Origin of the sequence: Roseibium sp. SCP15 (genome assembly GCF_040329435.1) — a bacterium.
Taxonomy (GTDB): domain Bacteria; phylum Pseudomonadota; class Alphaproteobacteria; order Rhizobiales; family Stappiaceae; genus Roseibium.
Genome location: NZ_JBDZYI010000001.1, coordinates 60,586 through 81,652, shown reverse-complemented (window position 1 = coordinate 81,652; position 21,067 = coordinate 60,586). Strand labels below are relative to the sequence as shown.

Annotated in this window: 17 protein-coding genes; 6 read left to right on the top strand and 11 right to left on the bottom strand. The window is 56.0% G+C overall.

Annotation, left to right across the window (positions count from 1 at the left end; genetic code table 11):
* Position 1: 1 nt before the first annotated feature.
* The 5 genes from ABLO27_RS00390 to fabI all read right to left on the bottom strand — a co-directional run bounded on the left by ABLO27_RS00390 (position 2) and on the right by fabI (position 6,851).
* Complete coding sequence (locus ABLO27_RS00390) at positions 2-1,084, bottom strand: class I SAM-dependent methyltransferase (protein ID WP_353029802.1); 1,083 nt, start codon at positions 1,082-1,084, stop codon at positions 2-4.
* Positions 1,085-1,104: 20 nt separating this feature from the next.
* Positions 1,105-1,683 carry a GDYXXLXY domain-containing protein gene (locus ABLO27_RS00385; protein ID WP_353029801.1) on the bottom strand — a complete coding sequence of 193 codons (579 nt, stop codon included), beginning with the start codon at positions 1,681-1,683 and terminating at the stop codon, positions 1,105-1,107.
* Positions 1,680-3,053: a DUF2157 domain-containing protein gene (locus ABLO27_RS00380; protein WP_353029800.1), complete on the bottom strand. Its 1,374-nt coding sequence runs from the start codon at positions 3,051-3,053 to the stop codon at positions 1,680-1,682. The genes ABLO27_RS00385 and ABLO27_RS00380 overlap by 4 nt, the downstream gene beginning before the upstream one ends.
* A gap of 372 nt (positions 3,054-3,425) precedes the next feature.
* Positions 3,426-6,077 (bottom strand): DUF3141 domain-containing protein, encoded by a 2,652-nt coding sequence (locus tag ABLO27_RS00375; protein WP_353029799.1) that lies wholly within the window; start codon positions 6,075-6,077, stop codon positions 3,426-3,428.
* Between the two features lie 12 nt (positions 6,078-6,089).
* Positions 6,090-6,851 carry an enoyl-ACP reductase FabI gene (gene fabI / locus ABLO27_RS00370; protein ID WP_353029798.1) on the bottom strand — a complete coding sequence of 254 codons (762 nt, stop codon included), beginning with the start codon at positions 6,849-6,851 and terminating at the stop codon, positions 6,090-6,092.
* 460 nt (positions 6,852-7,311) lie between these two features.
* Here fabI and ABLO27_RS00365 point away from each other — a divergent pair, with 460 nt between their 5' ends.
* Entirely contained in the window at positions 7,312-9,363 is a 2,052-nt protein-coding gene (locus tag ABLO27_RS00365; protein WP_353029797.1) for a hypothetical protein, read from the top strand.
* Positions 9,360-10,541 (top strand): transporter substrate-binding domain-containing protein, encoded by a 1,182-nt coding sequence (locus ABLO27_RS00360; RefSeq protein WP_353029796.1) that lies wholly within the window; start codon positions 9,360-9,362, stop codon positions 10,539-10,541. The genes ABLO27_RS00365 and ABLO27_RS00360 overlap by 4 nt, the downstream gene beginning before the upstream one ends.
* A gap of 69 nt (positions 10,542-10,610) precedes the next feature.
* Here the strand turns inward: ABLO27_RS00360 and katG are convergent, their stop codons facing one another.
* Positions 10,611-12,833 (bottom strand): catalase/peroxidase HPI, encoded by a 2,223-nt coding sequence (gene katG, locus ABLO27_RS00355; RefSeq protein ID WP_353029795.1) that lies wholly within the window; start codon positions 12,831-12,833, stop codon positions 10,611-10,613.
* 272 nt (positions 12,834-13,105) lie between these two features.
* Here katG and ABLO27_RS00350 point away from each other — a divergent pair, with 272 nt between their 5' ends.
* Positions 13,106-13,990 (top strand): LysR substrate-binding domain-containing protein, encoded by an 885-nt coding sequence (locus ABLO27_RS00350; RefSeq protein ID WP_353029794.1) that lies wholly within the window; start codon positions 13,106-13,108, stop codon positions 13,988-13,990.
* Positions 13,991-14,154: 164 nt separating this feature from the next.
* Here the strand turns inward: ABLO27_RS00350 and ABLO27_RS00345 are convergent, their stop codons facing one another.
* From ABLO27_RS00345 to ABLO27_RS00335, 3 genes are all read right to left on the bottom strand, one after another.
* On the bottom strand, positions 14,155-15,321 hold the full coding sequence (locus ABLO27_RS00345; protein WP_353029793.1) for an MFS transporter: 1,167 nt from the start codon (positions 15,319-15,321) through the stop codon (positions 14,155-14,157).
* Positions 15,322-15,452: 131 nt separating this feature from the next.
* Positions 15,453-16,124: a class I SAM-dependent methyltransferase gene (locus ABLO27_RS00340; protein ID WP_353029792.1), complete on the bottom strand. Its 672-nt coding sequence runs from the start codon at positions 16,122-16,124 to the stop codon at positions 15,453-15,455.
* A 50-nt stretch (positions 16,125-16,174) separates the two neighbouring features.
* A complete protein-coding gene (locus ABLO27_RS00335; RefSeq protein ID WP_353029791.1) occupies positions 16,175-16,321 on the bottom strand; it encodes a hypothetical protein in 147 nt (48 codons plus the stop codon).
* Positions 16,322-16,407: 86 nt separating this feature from the next.
* Here ABLO27_RS00335 and ABLO27_RS00330 point away from each other — a divergent pair, with 86 nt between their 5' ends.
* Complete coding sequence (locus tag ABLO27_RS00330) at positions 16,408-17,352, top strand: LysR family transcriptional regulator (protein WP_353029790.1); 945 nt, start codon at positions 16,408-16,410, stop codon at positions 17,350-17,352.
* A 32-nt stretch (positions 17,353-17,384) separates the two neighbouring features.
* Here ABLO27_RS00330 and ABLO27_RS00325 read toward each other — a convergent pair whose 3' ends face one another.
* Entirely contained in the window at positions 17,385-17,852 is a 468-nt protein-coding gene (locus ABLO27_RS00325) for a hypothetical protein (RefSeq protein ID WP_353029789.1), read from the bottom strand.
* A gap of 266 nt (positions 17,853-18,118) precedes the next feature.
* On the opposite strand from ABLO27_RS00325, the gene rsgA reads away from it, so the two are divergent.
* Positions 18,119-19,201, top strand: a complete 1,083-nt coding sequence (rsgA, locus tag ABLO27_RS00320) for a ribosome small subunit-dependent GTPase A (protein ID WP_353029788.1) — start codon at positions 18,119-18,121, stop codon at positions 19,199-19,201.
* A 258-nt stretch (positions 19,202-19,459) separates the two neighbouring features.
* Entirely contained in the window at positions 19,460-19,804 is a 345-nt protein-coding gene (locus ABLO27_RS00315) for a hypothetical protein (RefSeq protein ID WP_353029787.1), read from the top strand.
* 62 nt (positions 19,805-19,866) lie between these two features.
* Here the strand turns inward: ABLO27_RS00315 and ABLO27_RS00310 are convergent, their stop codons facing one another.
* On the bottom strand, positions 19,867-21,003 hold the full coding sequence (locus tag ABLO27_RS00310) for a serine hydrolase domain-containing protein (RefSeq protein WP_353029786.1): 1,137 nt from the start codon (positions 21,001-21,003) through the stop codon (positions 19,867-19,869).
* Positions 21,004-21,067 lie beyond the last annotated feature (64 nt).

The window sequence follows — 21,067 nt, the reverse complement described above, 5'->3', positions numbered from 1 at the left end:
GTCAGCGCCCTCCCCTGGACTTGACTGCACGGATCACCTTGTAGCCCCCTTCATCGGCCAACTGAACCACATCTGCGAAGACCTGAGAGAGCGTCTGCTCGTAGGGAAGATGCCGATTGGCGACCATATAGAACTCGCCGCCAGGTTTGAGTCCGGCACTCGCAGCGCGAATGAACCCCTGGCCGACATCTGCCCGGTCGGCTTTGCCCGCCTGATGGAAAGGTGGATTTGAAACGGCAAAGTCATATGGTCCCTCGATACCCTTGGTGACATCACACCAGACACCGTTCATCACGCGCTTGCCCTTGAAGGCAGCGAGATTTTGCTCCGCGAGATCAAGCGCTCTCTTTTCAGCCTCGTAGAGGTCCATTGCCGACACGCCGGAGGCTTTTTCAAATACCGCGCGGGTGAGATAGCCGAATCCTGCGCCGAGATCAGCGCCACGCCCCTTCAACGATTCCGGCAAATGATCGACAAGCAGCTTCGATGCAGGATCGATCCGATCCCAGGCAAAAATTCCCGGGCGACTGACATAAACCCCTTCCAGTATGGGTCTCGGAACATCAAGAGCCAGCCATTTCTTCAGCAATGCCTCGTTCAGACCGGCCGGCTGGTTTGTTTGCCAAACAACGCGGCATTTGTTCTTGGTCAGCTTTTCCGCGCCACCAAGCAAGGCCGCCAGATCGCTTTCCAGCGTCTTGGCCCCTTCCGTGTTGGGAGCACAGGCCATCACGACCCCGCCGGGTTTCGCCCTGGTAACAGCTTGTGCCAGCTGCGCGCGTGCTTCCTGGCGTTGGCGGCCGGGCAACACGAGCACCGCATCGAATGAATCCGTGGCTGCTTCCGCCTCCACAGCGAACCCGGCTTTCTGCAGCGCATCGCGGTCTGGAGCGAAACTTTGCGCGCACAGGACATCACGGCCTTTCAGAATACTCAAGCCACGCCCGGCGCGAGCGCGCAGGAACAAAAGCCTCGCACTTGCAGCAAGCTCAACGGCTTCCATTTCGAGAGGCAGCAACAGGGTGTCGAGCGCAGGATCTGACATGAGGAACCTTATTTCGGGAAAACCAAGTGCAGCGCTCATAGCGCCAGTTCGCCTGCCCGTCAAAAGGTGCCGTCGGCCTTATACGCTTTTCCATCCACAAGCAGCATCACTGGCAGGGATTGTCCGTCTTCATCGATCGCGACTTCAAGCAGAACCCGGCTCTTGTCCATCCGTTCGATTGCAAGGCCTTCCCCTTCCGGGAGAAAGAAGGCGTCAATGCCATAGTCAATCTGAATGAACTCATCGGCAACCGTGCGTACTGTACCGGAAATCGCCAGCTCTCCGGCATCTTCTCTCAACCGTGAGACCGTGATCGGACGCACAGGCCCCTTGCCTTCAGCGATCAGGCTGACAAAGACCGGATCTCCTGCCTTGACGGTTTCGCTGCCCGAGACGTCTTTGGAGATGCGGGAAATAGCGAGATTGATGATGACATAATCTCCGCGCAGCAAATCTCTGGGGTCCACCGGCACAATTTCCATTTGAACAACGGTCCCGGTCATCTGCACCCGAAGACGATCGACCAGCGGAATGGAGATCAGCAGAAGCTGGATCAGAGCCAGAATTCCCCATTTGAAATACGCCGTCTTTGCATCGGTCTTCCGACCCTGGCCGATTGCCTCGGTGCCCGTGCTCATGACTGCACCTCCTGCGCGATCTTCGCACTTCCGGATCCGCCTTTGCCCTTTCTAAACAGGCGGGCCAGCCAAAGGGCAACACCAAGCAACAAGAACCCGGCAACAAGGAAGAAAACAGACTGCCCAAGGAGCGAACCGATGGTCACCTGCAGGAGCCAAAGAGCGATAGCGGTCAGGCCCAGATAGGCACACAGGGCCCAGAAGCGATTGTTGTACCAGGTTGCCAGGGCGCAAAGTCCGATGAGAGCCATTAGAGCACCGGCGGAAACAATCAGAATACTCGTCGTCACGACCGGCACGACAATCACAATCAGGGCAAAGCCGATGGCGGCAAATAGCGCTGCCGATTTCGTTGTTTTATAGGAAAGCACCAATCCCGCGATCGTCAGAAGGAGCGAGAGCCCAAGCGGAAGGACAGCTGTCCAGGTCAACAAGCCATATATTGAGAAGCCCGAATCGAATTCCGGCACGACAATCAGCGCGATGACAAGAAGTAAACACAGGACCATGAAACCGGCGTCCTGCATGGATCTCGTCATCAGCCAATGACCATGCCCCCGGTTGGGCCGGTCGCTTGACCATTTGACGAACAGGTCACCCAACGGGTCGATGACAACCGAAAGAGCGGCAAGGCCGCCAATGCCGGCCAAGGCCATGGGTAAGATCGCACTGTCACCTTCTCCCATGGTGTTTTCCAGGATCTCTGCCGTTTCGGCAAACCATCTGCCATAGGTTACCCAGAGCAGGCTGATGGCAATCCAGCGAGACAGGCGTGATGGAAAAACGATCGCGTGGCCGAAAACGGCACCCAGGAAAGCTAATCCAATCGCCCCCTCGATCATGGTTCCCGCCCCCAGATCCGAACGGGTGACTTGCCAGGTAAGGGCCGCGGCTGCCGCGACAATCAAAGACGACTTTGAACCCGTCAACCAGGCGGCCGCCAGAGCGCCGAGACAAACGAGAAATGCACCGCCGGCCCAATCGGAGGGCAGATGGAAGATCTGGCCGACAAGTGCCATACCACCAACGAAGACCAATGTTGCGAAACCAGTCAGCAAGTCTGCAAGACCCTTGCGTTCTTTTCTAGCTGCTTGCGCCGCAACTCCGTGGCTGGCTGCAATCAAAACCGCAATACCGATCAGCTTGAGCGCCTTTGGGATTGCCACCCAGTTGGCCGCGATAAAGGCAAGGATTGCCAGCGCCACACACACCAGGCCGATGCCCGCCAGCACGGTCGGTAACCTGGAACGACCGTCATCCTGATCCTGTTCTTTCAGGATCGACGCAGCCGCCGCAGAGGTGACCCAGCCTTTGGCGACCCAGTTCTCCAGATCATCCTTGAGACGTTTCTTGTAAGCCCAATCGAACATGCAACCCCGGACGTAGGTTTTTGAATTCTTTAGCGCAATTTTAACGTGCTGCCCACCACGGGCTTGTTTTTAAATGGCGTTTGTGGTCGTGAAACGGCAAAGGGACGACTAACCCGGAGCTGACCCCGGTCAGTTAAAATTTTATGATCTTTCTATCGGGTTTGGGCTTGCTGCAAGCTCTGAACTTGGTATTCTTACGTACACCATTCAAGCTAGGAAAATTGCTCTAGCAGTCCAGCCACCTGCGTGAGGTTGGCTGGTCCAAAAAGTGAAGATTCATCAGTTCAGAGCCGCACTCCAAATACAATCCAGGGGGGCTCTGAGGGGCGTCCGAGAGGCCCGGGCGCCCCTTTCCACTTTATGTGACCTGCCTCATTCGGCAGGTTCTTCCGATTTCTTCGTCGATCTACTTGGTTTGCTTCGAGCTGCAGGTTTGCGCGCGCTCTTTTGACCAGCAGCAGATTTGCGAGTTGTCGCCTTTGCTGCAGTCCGTCGAGGTGTGCGGCTGGCAGCAGACACCGTTGGCTGCTTTTTCTTTTCCGTCTCCAAAGGCACCTGTTCGGCAGTTGGCTCTTTCGTTGAGGCAGACTTTTCCTTTCCGGCTGCCAACAGGGCTGCGGAGTATCCTGAAGCCAACGGATCTTCCGTTACATCACCGAACTTCGGATCGAGACCAAGCACATCGTGGAACTTTTGCAGCATCTCCAAAGTGTGCGGGTCCATTTCACTGATGGCACCGGGGATGTAGCGCACTACCTTGGAAGCAAGCTCGCGCTCGGCTTTCGTCTTCAGCAGCTGGGGCAAAGTCGCCACGGCCTTTTTCGGCGCGAACTCCACGATAAGCGTCTGTTCCTGCAGAATGAAGCTGCGCTCGTCCTGGGTAAGCGACTTGAACGGTTCCTGCTGATTGAGAAGTCTCGAGGAGCGCTCCAGCCTGTCCCGGCGCACATTACCCCGGCTTTCGGCAAGCAGGATCAGCATCCTGACGATTGCCTCACAGAACCCGCCCTTGTCGACATGCATAAGCGCGCCCTGGACCGGCGGAAGGCTGCGCAGCTCTTCCTTGCGCTTCAGTGTTCGTCCCGGCTGATGCGTACGGCCGAACCACCGCATGTAAGGCGTGCCCCAGATCGAGAAGAACATGTTCTCATACGCGGCATCGCGCATATCCCTGAAGAAGTCCATCGACTGTTCAAACAGCGCGGCATTGGCTTTCTGAAGCGCCAGGAAGGGATTGTCTTCCTCAACGGGTTCCCGTGCTTCCTTGACCTTTTCAGCCCAACCCGGAAGCCAGTTCAGGAACGGGTTCATGCTGGACAGTGCGGTGTGCTGCACTCTGAGTGGATGGGTCTTGCGGCGGAGCTCCGCGCTTTGTTCCGTCACACCGGCCTGTACGAACGGACGCACACACACATCATAAAACTCCGCCTGATGTTCGGAGGCCCGCGCCACGGCAGCAAACGGAATTTCGTCTTCCCTGCCGTCGTTGATCTTCTTCAGATCTTCCATCTTGCGCTCGTGAAAACTCACGGTGAAGGAGCGATCCATGAGGTCTCCCTCATAGTCATCGATGGTCATCTCATAGAGACCGGGTGCCAGGGCTTCGATCGTTTTCAGCGTCGAAGTGACCTCGGTGTGTTCTTTCTTGGCGATCTTTGAGGATACGAAAATGCCAAGGTGGCCGACCTGATCATGGACCATGTAGATGATCCGTTGGCCCCGTATGGCAATCTCGCGTTCATCGGTATAGTTGTCGACGATCCAATCCAGTGCCTGGGGCGGAGGCGTGATGTTGTCACCCCAGCTGGCGAACACAATGATTGGCGCCTGCACCAGCTTGATATCGACATTGCGACCAGGCTCCAGCTGGGCTTCGTTCTTGGAAAGCTTGTTGCCGACAAAGAGCTGCTCAACGATCCATTTCATTTCCGCTTCATTGAGCAGGAAATAGCCGCCCCACCAACGCTCGAAATCGAGGAAACGTTGCGGTTCGGTGTCGACCTTTGCATAGAGATCGTAGTATTTGCCGTAATAATTCCTGCCTGGATTGAGCAGTTCGAAATTCTGAACGATATCAGCCCCGTCGAACACGCCGTGGCCAAGATCGGAATAGTACATTGCGTTCCAGGTGCCTCCCAGGAGGCCCGCATTGTAGCGCATCGGATTTTCACCGACGCGTCCGGACCATGTCGCCACGGGAGCACCGTTCAGGATCACCGGGCCGGTCAGGTCCGGATTGGACGCAGCAAGAAGAAGTGTCGCCCAGCCCCCCTGACAATTGCCTGTGACGACCGGCTTCGGCGCATCTGGGTGCAGGTCCATCACCTTGCGGACAAAGGCAGCTTCAGCACTGGTAATGTCTGCAAGCGTCTGACCCTTTTCAGGCATGCGCCGGAAGGCAACAAAATAGACAGGATGTCCGTCCCGCAAGGCAACTCCAACCTGGCTGTCGGGCTTGAAGCCGCCGATACCGGCACCATGCCCTGCCCTTGGATCGATGATGATGTAGGGACGCTTGAAGGATTTTGGCTCACGGAACTTGGCATCCTTCGGCGGAATGATTTTCAGGAGCACATAGTTGCATGGCTTTGGCAGGTCCGCCCCGTCCATCACCTTTTCATACTCGTAGATGAGCACGGGTGGACAGCCTGCGTCCTCATGCTCCAGGAAATTGTCACCACGCTGGCGCAGTGTATCCAAGGTCAGCACCGTACGCTGACCGGCATCTTTCCAATAGCTTTCCAGGGCCGCGGGCAATGTGCCAGCGCCTTGCGCCTTCGCGACATCCGTCAACGCATCGCCAAGTTCGGTCAGGTTTTTCTGCAGGCGATCCCTGTGACCATCAACGGCCTTCATGAAGTGACTGGTCAGCTCAAGCCCAAGCGTCCCGGAAACATTGGAAATTTCGGTCGCCTGCGCTTCCAGGGCGGTTAGTCGCTCCGAGGGAGACCAGGCGGTCGCGTCGCTCAGAGTGTCCAGGAACTTGTTGTGACCAATTTCAAGAGCGTCAAAAATGTCCTTCATCAGGACCTCCTGTCATACGATGCTGTAGCCGCCGTCGATTGGATGTATTCCGCCGGTAACGTTGTAAGCCTCCCGGCTGGCGAGAAAGGCGGCGTAAGCACCGACGTCATCAATGGTTGCAAGCTGGTGTGTCGGTGCACGCTCTGCGGCGTCATTGAGCAATGCATCAAATTCGGCAATTCCCGATGCAGCCCTTGTTTTCAGCGGACCGGGCGACAAGGCATGAACGGAGATCCCCCTGGGGCCCAATTCAGCCGCCGCATATCGGGTTGCCGCTTCCAGCGCTGCCTTGACCGGCCCCATGACACCGTAATTCTCAACGACACGCTGCGCGCCCATGAAGGACACGGTCATGCAGGTTCCGCCTTCAGGCATCAGGGGCTCGGCTTTGTGGATCAAACGCAGAAAGGAATGCACGGACACGTCCATCGCAAGACCGAACCCATCGGCTGAGCAATCGATCACACGGCCGTGCAGATCTTCTTTTTTCGAGAAGGCGATCGAGTGAAGCAGTGTGTCGAGCCTGCCCCATTTTTCGGTGATGGTCTGGAAAAGCGTGTCGAGCTCTTCATGGCTGGTCACATCGAGCGGTGCGATGATTTCCGCACCAAGCTCCTCCGCCAAAGGGCGGACATGAGGCTCGGCTTTCTCGTTGAGATAGGTAATCGCAATATCCGCGCCTTGTGCCCGGAACGCCCTGGCACAACCATACGCAATGGATTGATTATTTGCGACACCGACAACAAGTGCCTTTTGTCCCGTCAAATCAAACATGAGCAATCTGTATCCGATATCAGGCGTTGTCTCGCCGATGGTCACAATCAGTCTCGATCAAAAGATATTGCAACGCAACATATAGCTTGTGACGAGAGAATGACTTTTCAAGAAAATAGAGGGTCCGATGGACAAAAATTCACAATCAGCTCCGCAAACTTCCTCTAAGGGAGATTTAATTCCTTCCTCCTCCCAATTGCGAAACGAGTTTGCGTTTCACTTGAAGAACTCAGATAAATCAGAATTATCTATAATTGCAACAAGACAAAAATTGCAATTTATCGTCTCATATTGTAAAAAAATATGGATTACACCTTAAAGGATTACGTCATGAGGAAAGTTTTGATTATCCTCCTCGTGTTGAGTGGCTCAACCACTACAGGATTTGCTCAAACTGCCTGTAATCCGGCAGTTCAGACCTGTCGATAGAGAGTGGCGCCGGTGCAGTCAGGTATCAACGATGTCTGATCTGGTTGCCCTGCTTTTTGGAGCCCTGATTATCGGCTTCTTCTCCTATGAACGCTTCAATCGGGCAACCTACGAAGGCAGGAAGCAGCTTGAACGCCTTGTTGATTTGCTTACCCCCGACAAACTTCGAGCCCGGCGGGTCGTTCTGCATGCCTACTTGTTTTATGCCCTGACGTTGTTGCTCATCTATTTCTTCCTTTGCGCCTATGCCGAAGTCTTGCCGTATCTCGGGGGCCCGGAACTGGCGTCAGGCACCATTGGCGCGAGCCAGCTTCCATCGGCTTCTTCCGGTGATACCAGTGAATTCACGACCGGCTTTATTCCCCACGGAAACTGGGAAAGCGTCTTCTGGGCGCAACAACCCTCCAACTCACTGACACCTTCGCCAGAACGCAGCTACTTCAACATCGGCATCGATCCCTCGATCTCCCTGACCATGGCATTGATCATTGTCGGCCTTGCACCAACTTTTCCGATCCTTCAGCGGTTCGAGGACTGGATGCGCGTCGCGGCTCACCGTCTTGCCGGCATTCCCACGAGGGTTATCGGTGCCGGAGAGGACCTGCGCCGAAACGCCATGCAGATCGCCAATTCTTCAGGGAACAACGGGGTGCCCAAAAACAGCCTGCTCATTCCCCGTGGTGATTGGGAGCGGATGCATAACTACACTTCTGCGGCTGAGGGACAGCTGGCAGATCCGCAGGACTTTCAGGAAGATCTCACGCTCATATTCGCCGCTTCGTCCTGGATATTGGACAGAAAGGTAAAACTGGCGAATGCGGGCCAGCGCGAACGGTTCGACAAATTGGAAGACGAGCTGCGCAGACGAAAGAACGTTCTGGTTCTGGAGCTCGACGAAAGATCCGGTTATCTGCCCGGCGATCCTCGAACCGAGGGAGAAAGAGCCGCTCAACGACAGGCGCCGGAGCAGCAAGAAACCGACCCTGCCAGAGACGAGACGTCCAAAGACGAGGCCGGCAATTCCAACGAGAAGAAACGCGCCAGCTGGGAACGGCTTGCAGCCCAGGCCGATCATCTTGCGGACGATCTTTGCATCCTTCTGGCGCTTTACGTCGAGCACGAAATCATCGTCGCCGAAACGACTGCCCTACCTCCCAGAGGGAGCGCTCCAAGCTCGGTCCGGCAACAAATTCTTGCCAGACAAAAACTGGTAGAGTTTTTAGGCGAACTGCTCAGCGAACACGCAGCACCGATTCATCTACGCTCTTTTGCAATGCTGACCGTGCTCTGGTCCTTCGGCGTTGTTCTCATCGTGACTCTGGCGTGGAGTTTCTTCCCCGGTCCCTTTGAAACGGAACTGCAACGCGGAGCCCCAGGCAATCCATACGTCAGAGCGCTGATATACCTATTCACCGCTTTCAACAGCATCTGCGTGCCGATCATGGTAGCACTTGCCTTGCGCGATGGGGGCCGCCAGTCGCATCGCTGGCGAAACATGTGGCGGTCCCACTGGACCAAAAAGCTGCCACAGGCCGCGCTCGTGGTCTTTGTATCCTGGATTGTCTCGACGCTATTCATCATCGGACTGACGCTCTGGCAATCGGCGATTGACCTGGGAGGCTGGTCAGAAACCCACAACAAGGTTTGGGAAACGCTGCGATACTCATTCGAATACAATGCGCCGACACCTCTCAGAGGAGCTATACTGGCACTGATGCTGGTGACCCTTCTGGATGCCAGGATCGCTCGGGCCGGGTCATTGAATTTTCAGAATTCGATTGTTTCGAGCCTGATCTGGGCAACCTGCGCGGCAGTCATCATGGCGATTTGCGGTGCGTTTACCCGTTTCCTGACGTCCTGGGCTTCCGCACTCAGCCGTTCACCTTCCAATCCCAGCCTCGATTCCATTGATCACGGCCTCATCGCCTATGCAGCGATCTACTCCTCCATCTTGGGGTTCCTCGTTGTGTTTTGCGTCGCCGAGGCTCTCTTGAACCAGCGACGGCCAAGAGCAAAACGCGAAAAACAGACCGCTCCCCCCAAGACGCTTTCCTTGTCTCAAACAGGACCGTCCGACCCATGAAAATCGCGGCCTTCAAATCAACTCTCGGCCTTGTCACGTATTTGATTGGCACACTCGCGGCTGCACAGGTACAGGGCGAAAGCATCAAGATGGCCGTTCGCTCCGATGCCAGACCCTTCATCTGGAAGAACGAGGCCTCGGGCATGTATCTCGGTTTCTTTTGGGACATTTGCACAAAAGCGGTTCAGCGCGCCGGCCACCAGTTTGAGCTTGTCGAAATCAATTCAGAGCAACGAGGGACAATTCTTCGATCAGGCACACCTGAAATAGATCTGCTTTGCGACCCGACAACGATCACGCTCCAAAGGATGCAGAACTTCTCCGCCCAGGGACAGGCGCCTGATCTGGATTTCTCCCAGATCGTCTTTGTTGCAAACAGTTCTTTCGTGAGACCGGAACGGGGCCACAATCGACTTGAAAACGAGGCAGCGCTACCACAATCAGCCCCGGATTCACCAAGCTGTGCAGACATTTTTTCCTGGGTTGAATTCAAGAGAAATCCCGACGGCGCAAAGCAACTGCACGAATGGGCACGCACTGAACCTGCGCTCCCGAGAACTGCGACTACGACCGACGGAAGCGAGCAGGCAAAGGGATTTTGGAACTGGCTTCAACAGAATGTCAGCTTCACGTTGCCAGAGGCGGTCGAAGACGAAGCTGCCAATCAGAAACGCTACCAAATCTGGGGCTATGTTGAAGGGACCACGATCGGTGACGATCTGGAAATGCGCCAGAGTGTGCTTAGCCAGAATGACACGACGGTCTGCACCAAGGGTTTCAAGTCACACCGGGAGGCCGCTTCAGAACTCTGCAACGGCACCTTGTCCAGATATTACGGAGACGTAGATATTGTGCGTGCTGCACTCGCCGAATTCAGTGTCAGAAACGAGAAAGATTGCCCGGCCGACCTGTCGACATTGCTTACCGGCGCCTACGAGCCCTACGCCTTCGTCGTTTCGTCCAGGAATGTATCGACACTCCCTGAAGACCTGAGACTTGCCCTTTATGGAATGTTCGCAGACGGGACAATAGATCGGATCTTCGCCGGCCACTTCCAGGAAACTCAGATTTCGGAGTATCTGCGCACGCTTTTCCGGATCAACAGTATCAGGACCGGCTTAACCCCGGATACTGCCGGCGAAACACGAACCACCTCCAGTGCTCAACCAACACCTTGAAACGAAAAAGGGCCCGGAGCGTTCGCACCGAGCCCTCTTCTTTTTGTGCTTCCCGATTATCGCACCGTCTTAGGCAAGGTCAAACCTGTCAGCGTTCATGACCTTGGTCCACGCGCTGACGAAGTCCTTGACGAACTTCTCCTTGTTGTCGTCCTGGGCATAGACTTCTGACAAGGCCCTCAGTTCAGAGTTGGAACCGAAAATCAGGTCGACACGGGTCGCGGTCCACTTCAGATCACCCGACTTGCGGTCGCGGCCTTCAAAGATGTCGGCAGCCTCGGAAGTCGGCTTCCACGTCGTTGCCATGTCGAGCAGATTGACGAAGAAGTCGTTGCTGAGCGTATCGGCCTTGTCGGTGAAGACACCGTACTTGGAACCGCCATGGTTGGTTCCGAGCATGCGCATGCCGCCGACCAGTGCCGTCATTTCCGGCGCGGTCAAAGTGAGCAATTGCGCCTTGTCGACCAGCATTTCCTCAGCGGTCGTCGTGAAGGCCGCTTTCTGGTAGTTGCGGAAGCCGTCAGCTTCCGGCTCCAGCGGTTCGAAGGAACCGGCGTCGGTCTGACCATCGCTTGCATCCATTCGCCCGGGAGCGAAAGGTACGGAGATGGCGTGACCGGCGTTTCCTGCTGCCTTTTCAACCGCTGCCGCCCCGCCAAGAACGATCAGGTCTGCAAGCGAGATTTTCTTGCCGCCACCTGCAGACGCGTTGAACTCGTTCCGAACACCCTCGAGCGTTTCCAGAACCTTGGCGAGTTTTGCCGGCTCGTTTGCTTCCCAGTCCTTCTGCGGAGCGAGGCGAACACGCGCACCGTTGGCGCCACCGCGTTTGTCGGATCCACGGAACGTGGAAGCAGATGCCCAGGCTGCAGACACGAGCTCTGAAATTGACAGGCCAGACGACAAGACCTTGGCCTTCAGATCAGCAATATCAGCCTGATCTACCAGAGCGTGGTCGACAGCCGGGATCGGGTCCTGCCAGATCAGATCTTCTGCAGGAACTTCGCTGCCGAGATACAGAACTTTCGGCCCCATATCGCGGTGGGTCAGCTTGAACCACGCACGGGCAAAGGCTTCGGCCAGCTGGTCAGGGTTTTCATGGAACCGCTTCGAGATCGGGCCGTAGATCGGATCCATGCGCATAGCCATGTCGGCCGTGGTCATGATGATCGGCACTTTCTTGCTCGGATCTTCCGGATCCGGTGCCATGTCCTCTTCCTTCAGGTCCTTCGGCGTCCATTGCCAGGCACCTGCGGGGCTCTTTACCAGTTCCCATTCATACCCGAAGAGCACATCGAAGTAGCCCGTGTCCCACTTGGTCGGGTTGGGCGTCCAGGCCCCCTCGATACCCGATGTGATGGTGTCGCGGCCCTTGCCGGATCCGTAGGTGCTGATCCAGCCGAGACCCATGTCCTCGAGCGGGGCTGCTTCCGGGTCCGGTCCGACATGAGACGGGTCGCCGGCACCGTGGGTCTTGCCGAACGTGTGGCCACCTGCTGTCAGCGCAACCGTTTCCTCGTCGTTCATCGCCATACGGGCGAAGGTCTCGCGAATATCGCGGCCGGACGCCAGCGGATCCGGATTGCCGTCCGGACCTTCAGGGTTCACGTAGATGAGACCCATCTGCACAGCAGCGAGCGGATTGGCAAGGTCTCGGTCACCGGAATACCTGCTGTGCGGCTTGTCGCTCGTAGCCAGCCATTCGGTTTCCGAACCCCAGTAGATGTCTTCTTCGGCGTGCCAGACATCAGCGCGGCCACCGCCGAAACCAAAAGTCTTGAAACCCATGGACTCCAGGGCCGCGTTGCCCGCCAGGATCAGAAGATCCGCCCAGGAGAGCTTGTTGCCGTATTTCTGCTTGATCGGCCACAGCAGACGCCGCGCTTTGTCCAGGTTGCCATTGTCCGGCCAGCTGTTGAGCGGCGCGAAGCGCTGCGAGCCGGTTGAACCACCGCCGCGACCATCGGCCGTGCGATAGGTTCCCGCACTGTGCCAGGCCATGCGGATGAAGAGACCACCATAGTGACCGTAGTCGGCAGGCCACCAGTCCTGGCTGTCGGTCATCAGGGCATAAAGGTCTTCCTTTACCGCCTTCAGGTCGAGCTGCTTGAATTCCTCAGCGTAGTTGAACCCCGGGCCCATCGGGTCGGACAATGCGGAGTTCTGGCGCAGGATGTTGAGGTTCAACTGGTTCGGCCACCAGTCCCTGTTGGAGCGAACCCCGAAAGTCGCGGCCAGAGGCTGGCCGTGCATGACCGGGCATTTGCCGGTTTTGTCTGTTGGTGCGTCCATCTTTCTCTCCACTGTCGTAATCAATTTGTCTGAGTAACTGAGCTGCGTGAGATGATCGTGAATTCCCAGGCGCATCGGGATTGATGCCGGAATGCGGACTTTCAAAGGCAGATCAGGTTCATCAAATCTCCCAAAATTTGTGCTGCAAGTACCTCGGCACCAATTGCCGGACGGGGGCATCCGGCCGGTGTCAGCCCTTGCAGTTTAGAAGCTATCAAAACAAACCCATCAGAAGAAGTTGAATTTTCTGATCGGTTTGATAGGTATTTCTTATGATCAATATCACCCTGAAACAGCTTCGTTATTTTGAGGCCCTGGCGCGGCACGGACACTTCGGGCGCGCAGCGGAGGCCTGCGCCATTTCCCAGCCTGCCCTTTCGATGCAGATTAAGGAAATGGAGGACGTGCTCGGCGCTCCGTTGATCGAACGGGGAGCGCGCCAAATACGCCTGACACATTTTGGTGAAGTGGCAGTCGAGCGCGCCAGGGAGATCTTGCGAGCGACTGACGAGCTCGGTGACCTGGCGCGCGCTTCGCGCGAAAGGCTGGTCGGGCGCTTGCGTATCGGCGTCATTCCGACGATCGCTCCCTACCTGTTGCCCAAGGTGATCGGAGATCTGACGGCCCGCCATCCGGAACTCGATATTCATGTTCGGGAAACCGTGACGCCGAAGCTGATTCAAGAGCTTGGTGACGGTCAGCTCGATACGGCAATCGTGGCCTTGCCGGTGTCCGAGACGACGCTGGCCGAAACGCCGCTGTTCCAGGAAAACTTCGTGCTGGTCAGACCGGCCAGCGAAGCCAACGTGCCATTGCCGAACGCAGACACATTACGAGAAATGCGTCTTCTTCTATTGGAGGAAGGTCACTGTTTCCGTGACCAGGCCCTTTCCTTCTGCAACTTGCCGTCGGGACCGCCACGCGAGGTTCTAGACGCAAGTTCGCTGTCGACGCTCGTTCAGATGGTGAGTGCCGGGATGGGGGTCACCTTGATCCCGGAAATGGCCGTTCCGGTCGAAACCCGTTCGGCTTCGGTCTCGATCTCCCGTTTCGAGGCACCCGAACCGTCGCGTACTATCGGCATGGTCTGGCGCAAGAGCAGCCCCCTGGCGAACCAGCTGACGGAGATCGCGGATGTTGTCAGGCAGTGCGCCTGACAACTCGTCTATGCCCAGAGCAAAAGAAAGTGATTTAAGCATTCAGGGCTCCCCAAAATACTGCGTCCAGAAAGCCGGGCACGTCATTTCCAAACAGGTGTACCTGTTCAAACGCACAGTAGAGTGAACGCCCATGCCAGACCTGGCGTTGGCTTCAGGTTCGGCTAACGTCGCCCAAAGGTCACGAGCCCCAGCACTGCCATGACCGCTGAAAGGCCCAACAATTCTGCTCGCGCATCATCTCCTGCCGCAAGGAGGGCAACAACCAGTCCGGCGAAGGGTTGTGAGAGGTTGTTCAAACAAATGATGACGCCAGTGGTCTTGCCAAAATCCTCCGCCGGAATGATTTCCTTGCGCAGAGTGCGGACATAGATGTTGAACATCTTGTCAAAACCGGCAATCAGCAGAAATCCTGCGGCGTAAATAAGCGGATGCGCGCCCGTTCCGGTCAGGATCGCCCCGACGCAGATCAGACCATAAGCGGACAAACCAAGCGTTTTCAGGCTCAGATGCACATGGGCTGTCACTGTCAGCACCGCCAGTGTGGCCAGGGCTCCTCCCACCTGGAGCCAGGCATAGACCTGCTCACTCTGCGAAAAGAAGCCCGTCATCATGGCAGCAGCGGTGGCCAGAGTTGCGCCGATGATAAGATTGACACCGGCGGCTTGCAGGATCGCCCGCATCAGCCCAGGCAGTCGCCAGACAAGAGCAAGCGCTGTTTTTAAATCTGCGACCGGATGACGCTCAACTTGAGTTTCCGGAGCTGCCTTCATCCGGGATTGACCCGGCCACAAGATGAACGTCACATCGGCGAAGACAAATAGTCCCGTTGCAACGATCACTACCGCTTCCCAGGGCCAGATCGCCATCAGGTAAGCTGCGGTCAGCGGGCCAAGGACAACGCCCATCTGCGAGGCCAGCTGACCGTAGCTGGCGACCTTTTCAAACCTTTGATCGGAGAAGGCCCGCACGAGGACCATCTCCAGCGACAACATGCCCTGTGTCGTCAAGACACCGACCACTGCAGACAGCCCAATCAACCACCAGACACCACCGAAGACAATCTGTCCGGCAATGCCGATGACACAGGCCACTGCCCTCAGAATGCGGCTGACCCGAAGGAGCAGGATCGGTGAGATCCGGTCACACAGAATGCCCGCGACCGGGAAAGTCAGATAACGCGGCAATGTTTCGAAGAAGAAGGCGAGGCCGGACCAGGCGACGTTTCCGGTAATCTGGAAAATAACCAGCGGCACCAGGAACAGCAGGATCTGATCGGCCAGCACCGTCAGAAACATGGACGCGAAAAAAGCGCGGTCGCGAAAGAGCATGGACAGCTTTCGGTGGGAATACCTCGGAGGGATTTCAACTCCTAGCACCCGCTCACCCGCTCGGCAAGCTGCCCATTTACAACAATTCAATCGATTTAATAGATTGCTCTCTGTTTCAGAGCGACATCACCTCAAATCTTCCTGGCGACCACAAAGCGGCTGCGCGGTTCCGGATAGGTTCCGGTCTCAATGATTTCAAACCCTGCCTTCGAGATCATGTCTTCCAGGGATTGAAACGAGAGCATGCTCACGAAGGGAGCTTTGCCGAATAGTTGCATGACTTTGATCATGGGACCGAACAGCCAGGCCTTGTCCTTGAGGCAGACTGTTTTGGAAATGTAGAGGCCTCCGGGCTTCAACAGCCCCCTCACCCGCTCCAGCAAGTCTTCCGGGTTTTCAACCAGATGCAGGAAATTATAGGCAAGGACCGCATCATATCCTGCCATTGAATCGGACGGTTGCACTTTTTCGCTGAAGCCATCGGCTACTGCAAACCGAAGCCCTGAAGGTCCGGTTCCATCGGCCATTTCCGTGGCAAGTTTTTCATTCGCGATTTCAATCATGCCGGAAGCGAAATCGGTTGCCAGATAAGACTTTACGTTGCCGGCAAGCAATAGCGCGGTCGATCCGGTGCCACAGCCCAGTTCCAGAACCTCATCCTGCGGACCAAGATGCTCGGTGGTTCGGGCAAGTGTCTTTTCATACGCTGCCTGATCCTTGATCGGAGATGCAGCATATTTGCGTGCCGCCCGATCCCAGAAACTCTGTGATGGCTTCAAATCGTTGGTCCATGTGGTTGTCATGGTCAGGTCTTCGATCCCTCTCGAGAGATGTCAGCAACGCCGGCAAGGCGTTACTTTCGCTTTCGTCCACCGTCACGCAGACCGATCTTTTCCAGCAGGTCACGGCCAATGTCCCGACCTCCCGTTGGAGAGGACAGAAACTCCAGAACAGACAGGACCACATTCGCAAATTGCAGGAACAGCCAGTGCGGGTTCATCGGCAGCACTCCTTTGCAAGATTCAATACACCCTTCATAAATGAATAGAAATTGCCGAAATTCTGCTAGGTGATATACATATTTGTATGAACTGGCAGAGCATCACATTTGACTGGAATCAGGCACGTGCCTTTCTTGTGACTGCGGAGGAAGGGTCCCTTTCCGCTGCGGCCCGGGCGCTTGGGCTGACACAGCCGACCCTGAGCCGTCAGGTGGCAGCCCTGGAAGAAACTCTTGGCGTGACACTCTTTCAACGTGTCTCCAAGAGCCTGATCCTCACCGAAGCCGGAGTGGAACTTGCCGAGCACGTGCGTGCCATGGGTGATGCGGCCAGCCGCGTATCACTGGCGGCCTCAGGCCAGTCACAACAGATCGAAGGACTGGTAACGGTATCTGCAACGGATTTGACGGCGGCACATCTGCTGCCTGATATCTTGCGCGGTCTTCGTCAGAAAGCTCCCGGCATTGAAATCAAGGTCCACTGCTCCAACAGTTTAAGCGACTTGCGGCGGCGCGAGGCCGATATTGCAATCCGCCACGTGGAACCGGACCACCCGGACCTTTATGCACGCAAGTTGCGCGATGCTCCGGCAAGGATATACGCCGCCCGTTCATACCTGGAAAAGTTCGACCGAAAGCTGTCCCTTCAGGATGCAGATCAGACCGAATTCATCGGCTTTGACAACAACGAAGAACTGGTCGGTTATTTGCGCGGTTTTGGCCTGAATGTCAGCGAAGCGAACATCAAGCTGAGCTCACCCTATGGGGTGGTTGCCTGGGAATATGTCAGGCAAGGTCTGGGTCTTTCGATCATGGCCGATGAAATAGCAGCCCTCTTTCCAGAAATCACTGTCGCCTTCGAGGATCTTAAACCGGTCACGTTTCCGATCTGGCTGGTGACACACCGGGAGCTGCATACAAGCAGACGGATCCGGATCGTATTCGACCATCTGGCGGAAGGCCTGCTGGCACTAGGGGCAAACGAATGTTCACGGATGCCTGAAACGGAAAGTCCCAAGCGCCATGCATGACCTTGCGATTTAGTCTCTAGGTTGGACCGGCATCAGCCGCCAGGCCCCGGGTTCCAGGCAGGGTCCAGAATGAGGACCGGCCCAAAGATCTTTTCCGGCACTTCTCCCTCAAGAATTTTCATGCTGAAGGACAATTCCTGACCGGTGAGTTGCGGTTTGTCGATTTCAATCACCGCGTTGGCAAATACATAATCTGCACCGAACACGATAACGGCGTTGGGCGGATCTTTCCTGAAGCTGTTTGGCCCGTCTGGCCAAAACTGATCGATAAACGTCTGAACAGGCAGTGTATCAACAATTCTCTTGGGTCGATCCGCAAAGGCCGTGGTTGCCTCCGAGAGCCTATGGAGCCGGAGCGTTTTACCATCAAATTCGCCAGATGACGCCTGAAGCACGAAATTCCAGCTGGGTGCATTTCCCTTGTCTTCGGAGGCCGCCGGCACAGACCCCGCGGACATGATCAGCATGAATGCAGAAAAAACCCAGTGCGATATTTTCATTCAAAAAATCTCCAGACACCTGACTGTTGCGACGGCCTGCTTCGGCCTCAACTTGACAGAAAGCACGACCTGGCGTTATCGCTCAAGCATCGAAATGGAGATTTTATGTCCCGGTAAGGTGGGGAGGCAAAGCGCTCTCCCGAAGCAAAACCACACAATTTCAACGCTCCGGCCAAAGCAAGCCGGGCGTGCGTTGTTTTGCAGCCAATTCCAAATGCACCTTATGGCCCGGATCTGTCCGAGGCCGGACATGAAAGTTCAAGACAATGACACGGGACTATTCCCGCTTTCTTCCGTCGGCCACCAAGGCCGGCACCAGCAAACCTGAACGCTCCACGCTGGAACGCCTCGGCTGGCAACCGTTCTTTGCACAACAACTCAGCCTGGAAGACTTCAATGAATTTCCCCCGGTAAGGGTAATAGAAGTCCATCGAAACGGCCTGCATGTTCTTGGTGATGATGTGGACATTCTTGTTCCGCCAAACCTGGAGGCTACGGTTGGGGACTGGCTTCTGCTGGATCGGCAACGACCGTCGCACAGCAGGGTCCTTGACCGGAAAAGCCTGTTCAAACGCCGCGCTCCGGGAAAGGAGCGAAAGCTGCAGTTGATCGCCGCCAATGTGGATACGGTCTTCATCACGTCTTCCTGCAATCATGACTTCAACGTGGCGCGTCTGGAACGCTATGTCGCCATGGCGTTCGAGGCCGATACGATGCCGGTCATCGTTCTTACCAAGGCTGATCTCAGTGAAGATCCATCCAGCTTCGTGACTGCTGCAAATGCGATCTCGGACCGTGTTCCCGTTGTTCTGCTCAACGCCTTGAGCGAAGAGCCCGCTCAAAGACTGGAGCCCTGGTGTCAACCCGGACAGACGGTTGCTTTCATGGGCTCCTCCGGCGTTGGAAAATCAACGCTGGTCAATGCCCTTTTCGGGACCGAGGACATCAAGACCGGCGGAATTCGGGAAGATGACAGCAAAGGCCGTCACACGACCACACGGAGGCAACTGCACTTCAACTCCGACGGATGCGGGTTTCTCGACACGCCGGGGATGAGAGAAATCCAGCTCACCGACGTTGAAGCGGGTGTCGCCGATGTCTTTGAAGATCTGACGGCCCTGGCAGATCAATGCAGGTTCAACGACTGCCAGCATGACAGCGAACCAGGCTGCGCGATCAATGCTGGGATAAGAGACGGCAGCATAGATCCTGCGAGGTTGGCCCGATGGCGCAAACTTGTCGCCGAGGAACGGTTCAACTCGTCCACTCTGGCGGAGCGCAAGGCCAAGGACAAATCGCTGCAAAAACTGATCCGGGCGGTTCAGAAAGAAAACAAAAAGAGGAGGTGATTTTCTGTCCGGAACCGGCGCCACATTCAGCTTCTGCAAGAGAAATGAAGTGGCGCCGGTCCCCTCCACAAACATGCCTCCCCAATTTGAGCTTCACGCAAAAAGTCTGTGTGGAGCCCTGCCCGCTTGGGAGCAAGGAGGTTGTCCAAACCGATAACCTGAGCTTGAGATTCATTATTAATGAATTCTTAACTCGTTCAGCCTAGAGATTTTGCGCAGACAATCGCCACTATGAGTTGCTCACATCGGGAGTGCAGGATGGCAATCGAAGCAATTTCATCAAGTCCCCCGCAAAACTCTCAGCAATCGAACGTCTCCAACGAGACGAATCCCAAAAAGCTGAAGTCCCTGCTTACCCGCGAAAAACAGAACCTGCAGCAAGCAGCTGATGCCCAGGAAAAGCAGAAGATACAATCCCGAATTACCAAGATCGAAGCGCAGATCACCAAGCTTCAAAAGTCTGACCAACCAGGCGAAACCGACAGCGCCAACGCGGGTGCCGTGAAGAAAACCGATACAGCCGTTGCAGATCAGGTCAAGGCGACACCGCAGGCAGAACAGAACCCGTTGAAACCGGGATACAGGGTCGACAAGACTGTCTGAAGCTCATCTCAGTTCAGCACTGGCTAAAGGCGCGGGACAGGCTGCTGAAAGCCGATGCCCCTTCAAGTTTCAGGCGCGGACAGACTGTTCCAAACGGAATAGAGCGTTGAGTGGAGGAGTGCGTGCCGCTTGCCAAATCGAACGACCACGAGGTTCTTTTCCGGCATCATGTAAACGATCTGACCGCCCTGCCCCATCATATAGGTGAATGGTCCCTGCAAATCCTCGCCCTGCCGGTCGAGAACATTGTGACGAACGTGCAGTCCATAGACGTCTCCAGCCAACTCCTTTCCGCTTAACCCGCGATCGAAATAATCGCTCCAAAGTCCTTCGGGCAGAAAGGATTTTCGCGGCGTACCGTTTTTCATCAGGTAGCTGCCCACCCGTGCCCAGTCACGCGCTGTCGCGTAAAGGCAGCAATAGGCAGTCACGTCACCACTCTCGGGATGGCGCAACCAGAACGCGTCGCCTGCCCCGGCTGGCTGCCAGATCTTTTCGGCAAGGAGATTGTGAACGGGCTGCCGATAGACATTGAACAACACTTGACGAAGTACGGCGGTATTGACGTTCTGATAGGAGAACCGGTCTTCATTCCCCTTTGCGACAGCCAACCGTTCTTCGATGCCCGACAAACCGTGAGCATGCAATCGTGCAAGGTTTCCCAGCGGATTGACCTGCCGAAGCCGGCCCTGTTTGTCCGAGCCGTCTGCTTCCAATTCGAGACCGCTGCGCATGGTCAAAAAACTGCGCAAGGGTCTCATCTGAAACGCGTCGGACCCAATGCCATGCAGATACATGCCGACCGGGTCTTCGAGGCTACCGATTTTCCCTTCTGCATGTGCTCTCAGGATCAACGCACCGACAAGGCTTTTGACAAGCGAATAGGAGTTCATCCTTGTGCCCGGACCAATTCGTTCCTGGTAGGTTTCCAGGGCAAGTTGATCATCATGCATGACCAGCAACGCTCTACCCCCGGACGCCTCGAAAAGCTCCATTCCGCGGTCGTCCAGTTCAATTGGCATCGGTCGCCTCGGGATCGGTTGCGGAGTACCGGGCACGGTTTCAAAGGGGGCTGAAGCAGGCCAGAGAGCCGGTGGATAACCGGCGGTCACCAAACGCAGGGTTCCTGTGCCGAAGGCAACCGCGAAACCCAGACCGATCAGGACAAGCAGCAGCGCGCTGATTTTCAATAGTGGCATGTTTCGAACTGTTCGCATCAATGCGTGCAGAAATTCAGGAGAAATTGACGAGAAAACGGCCAGT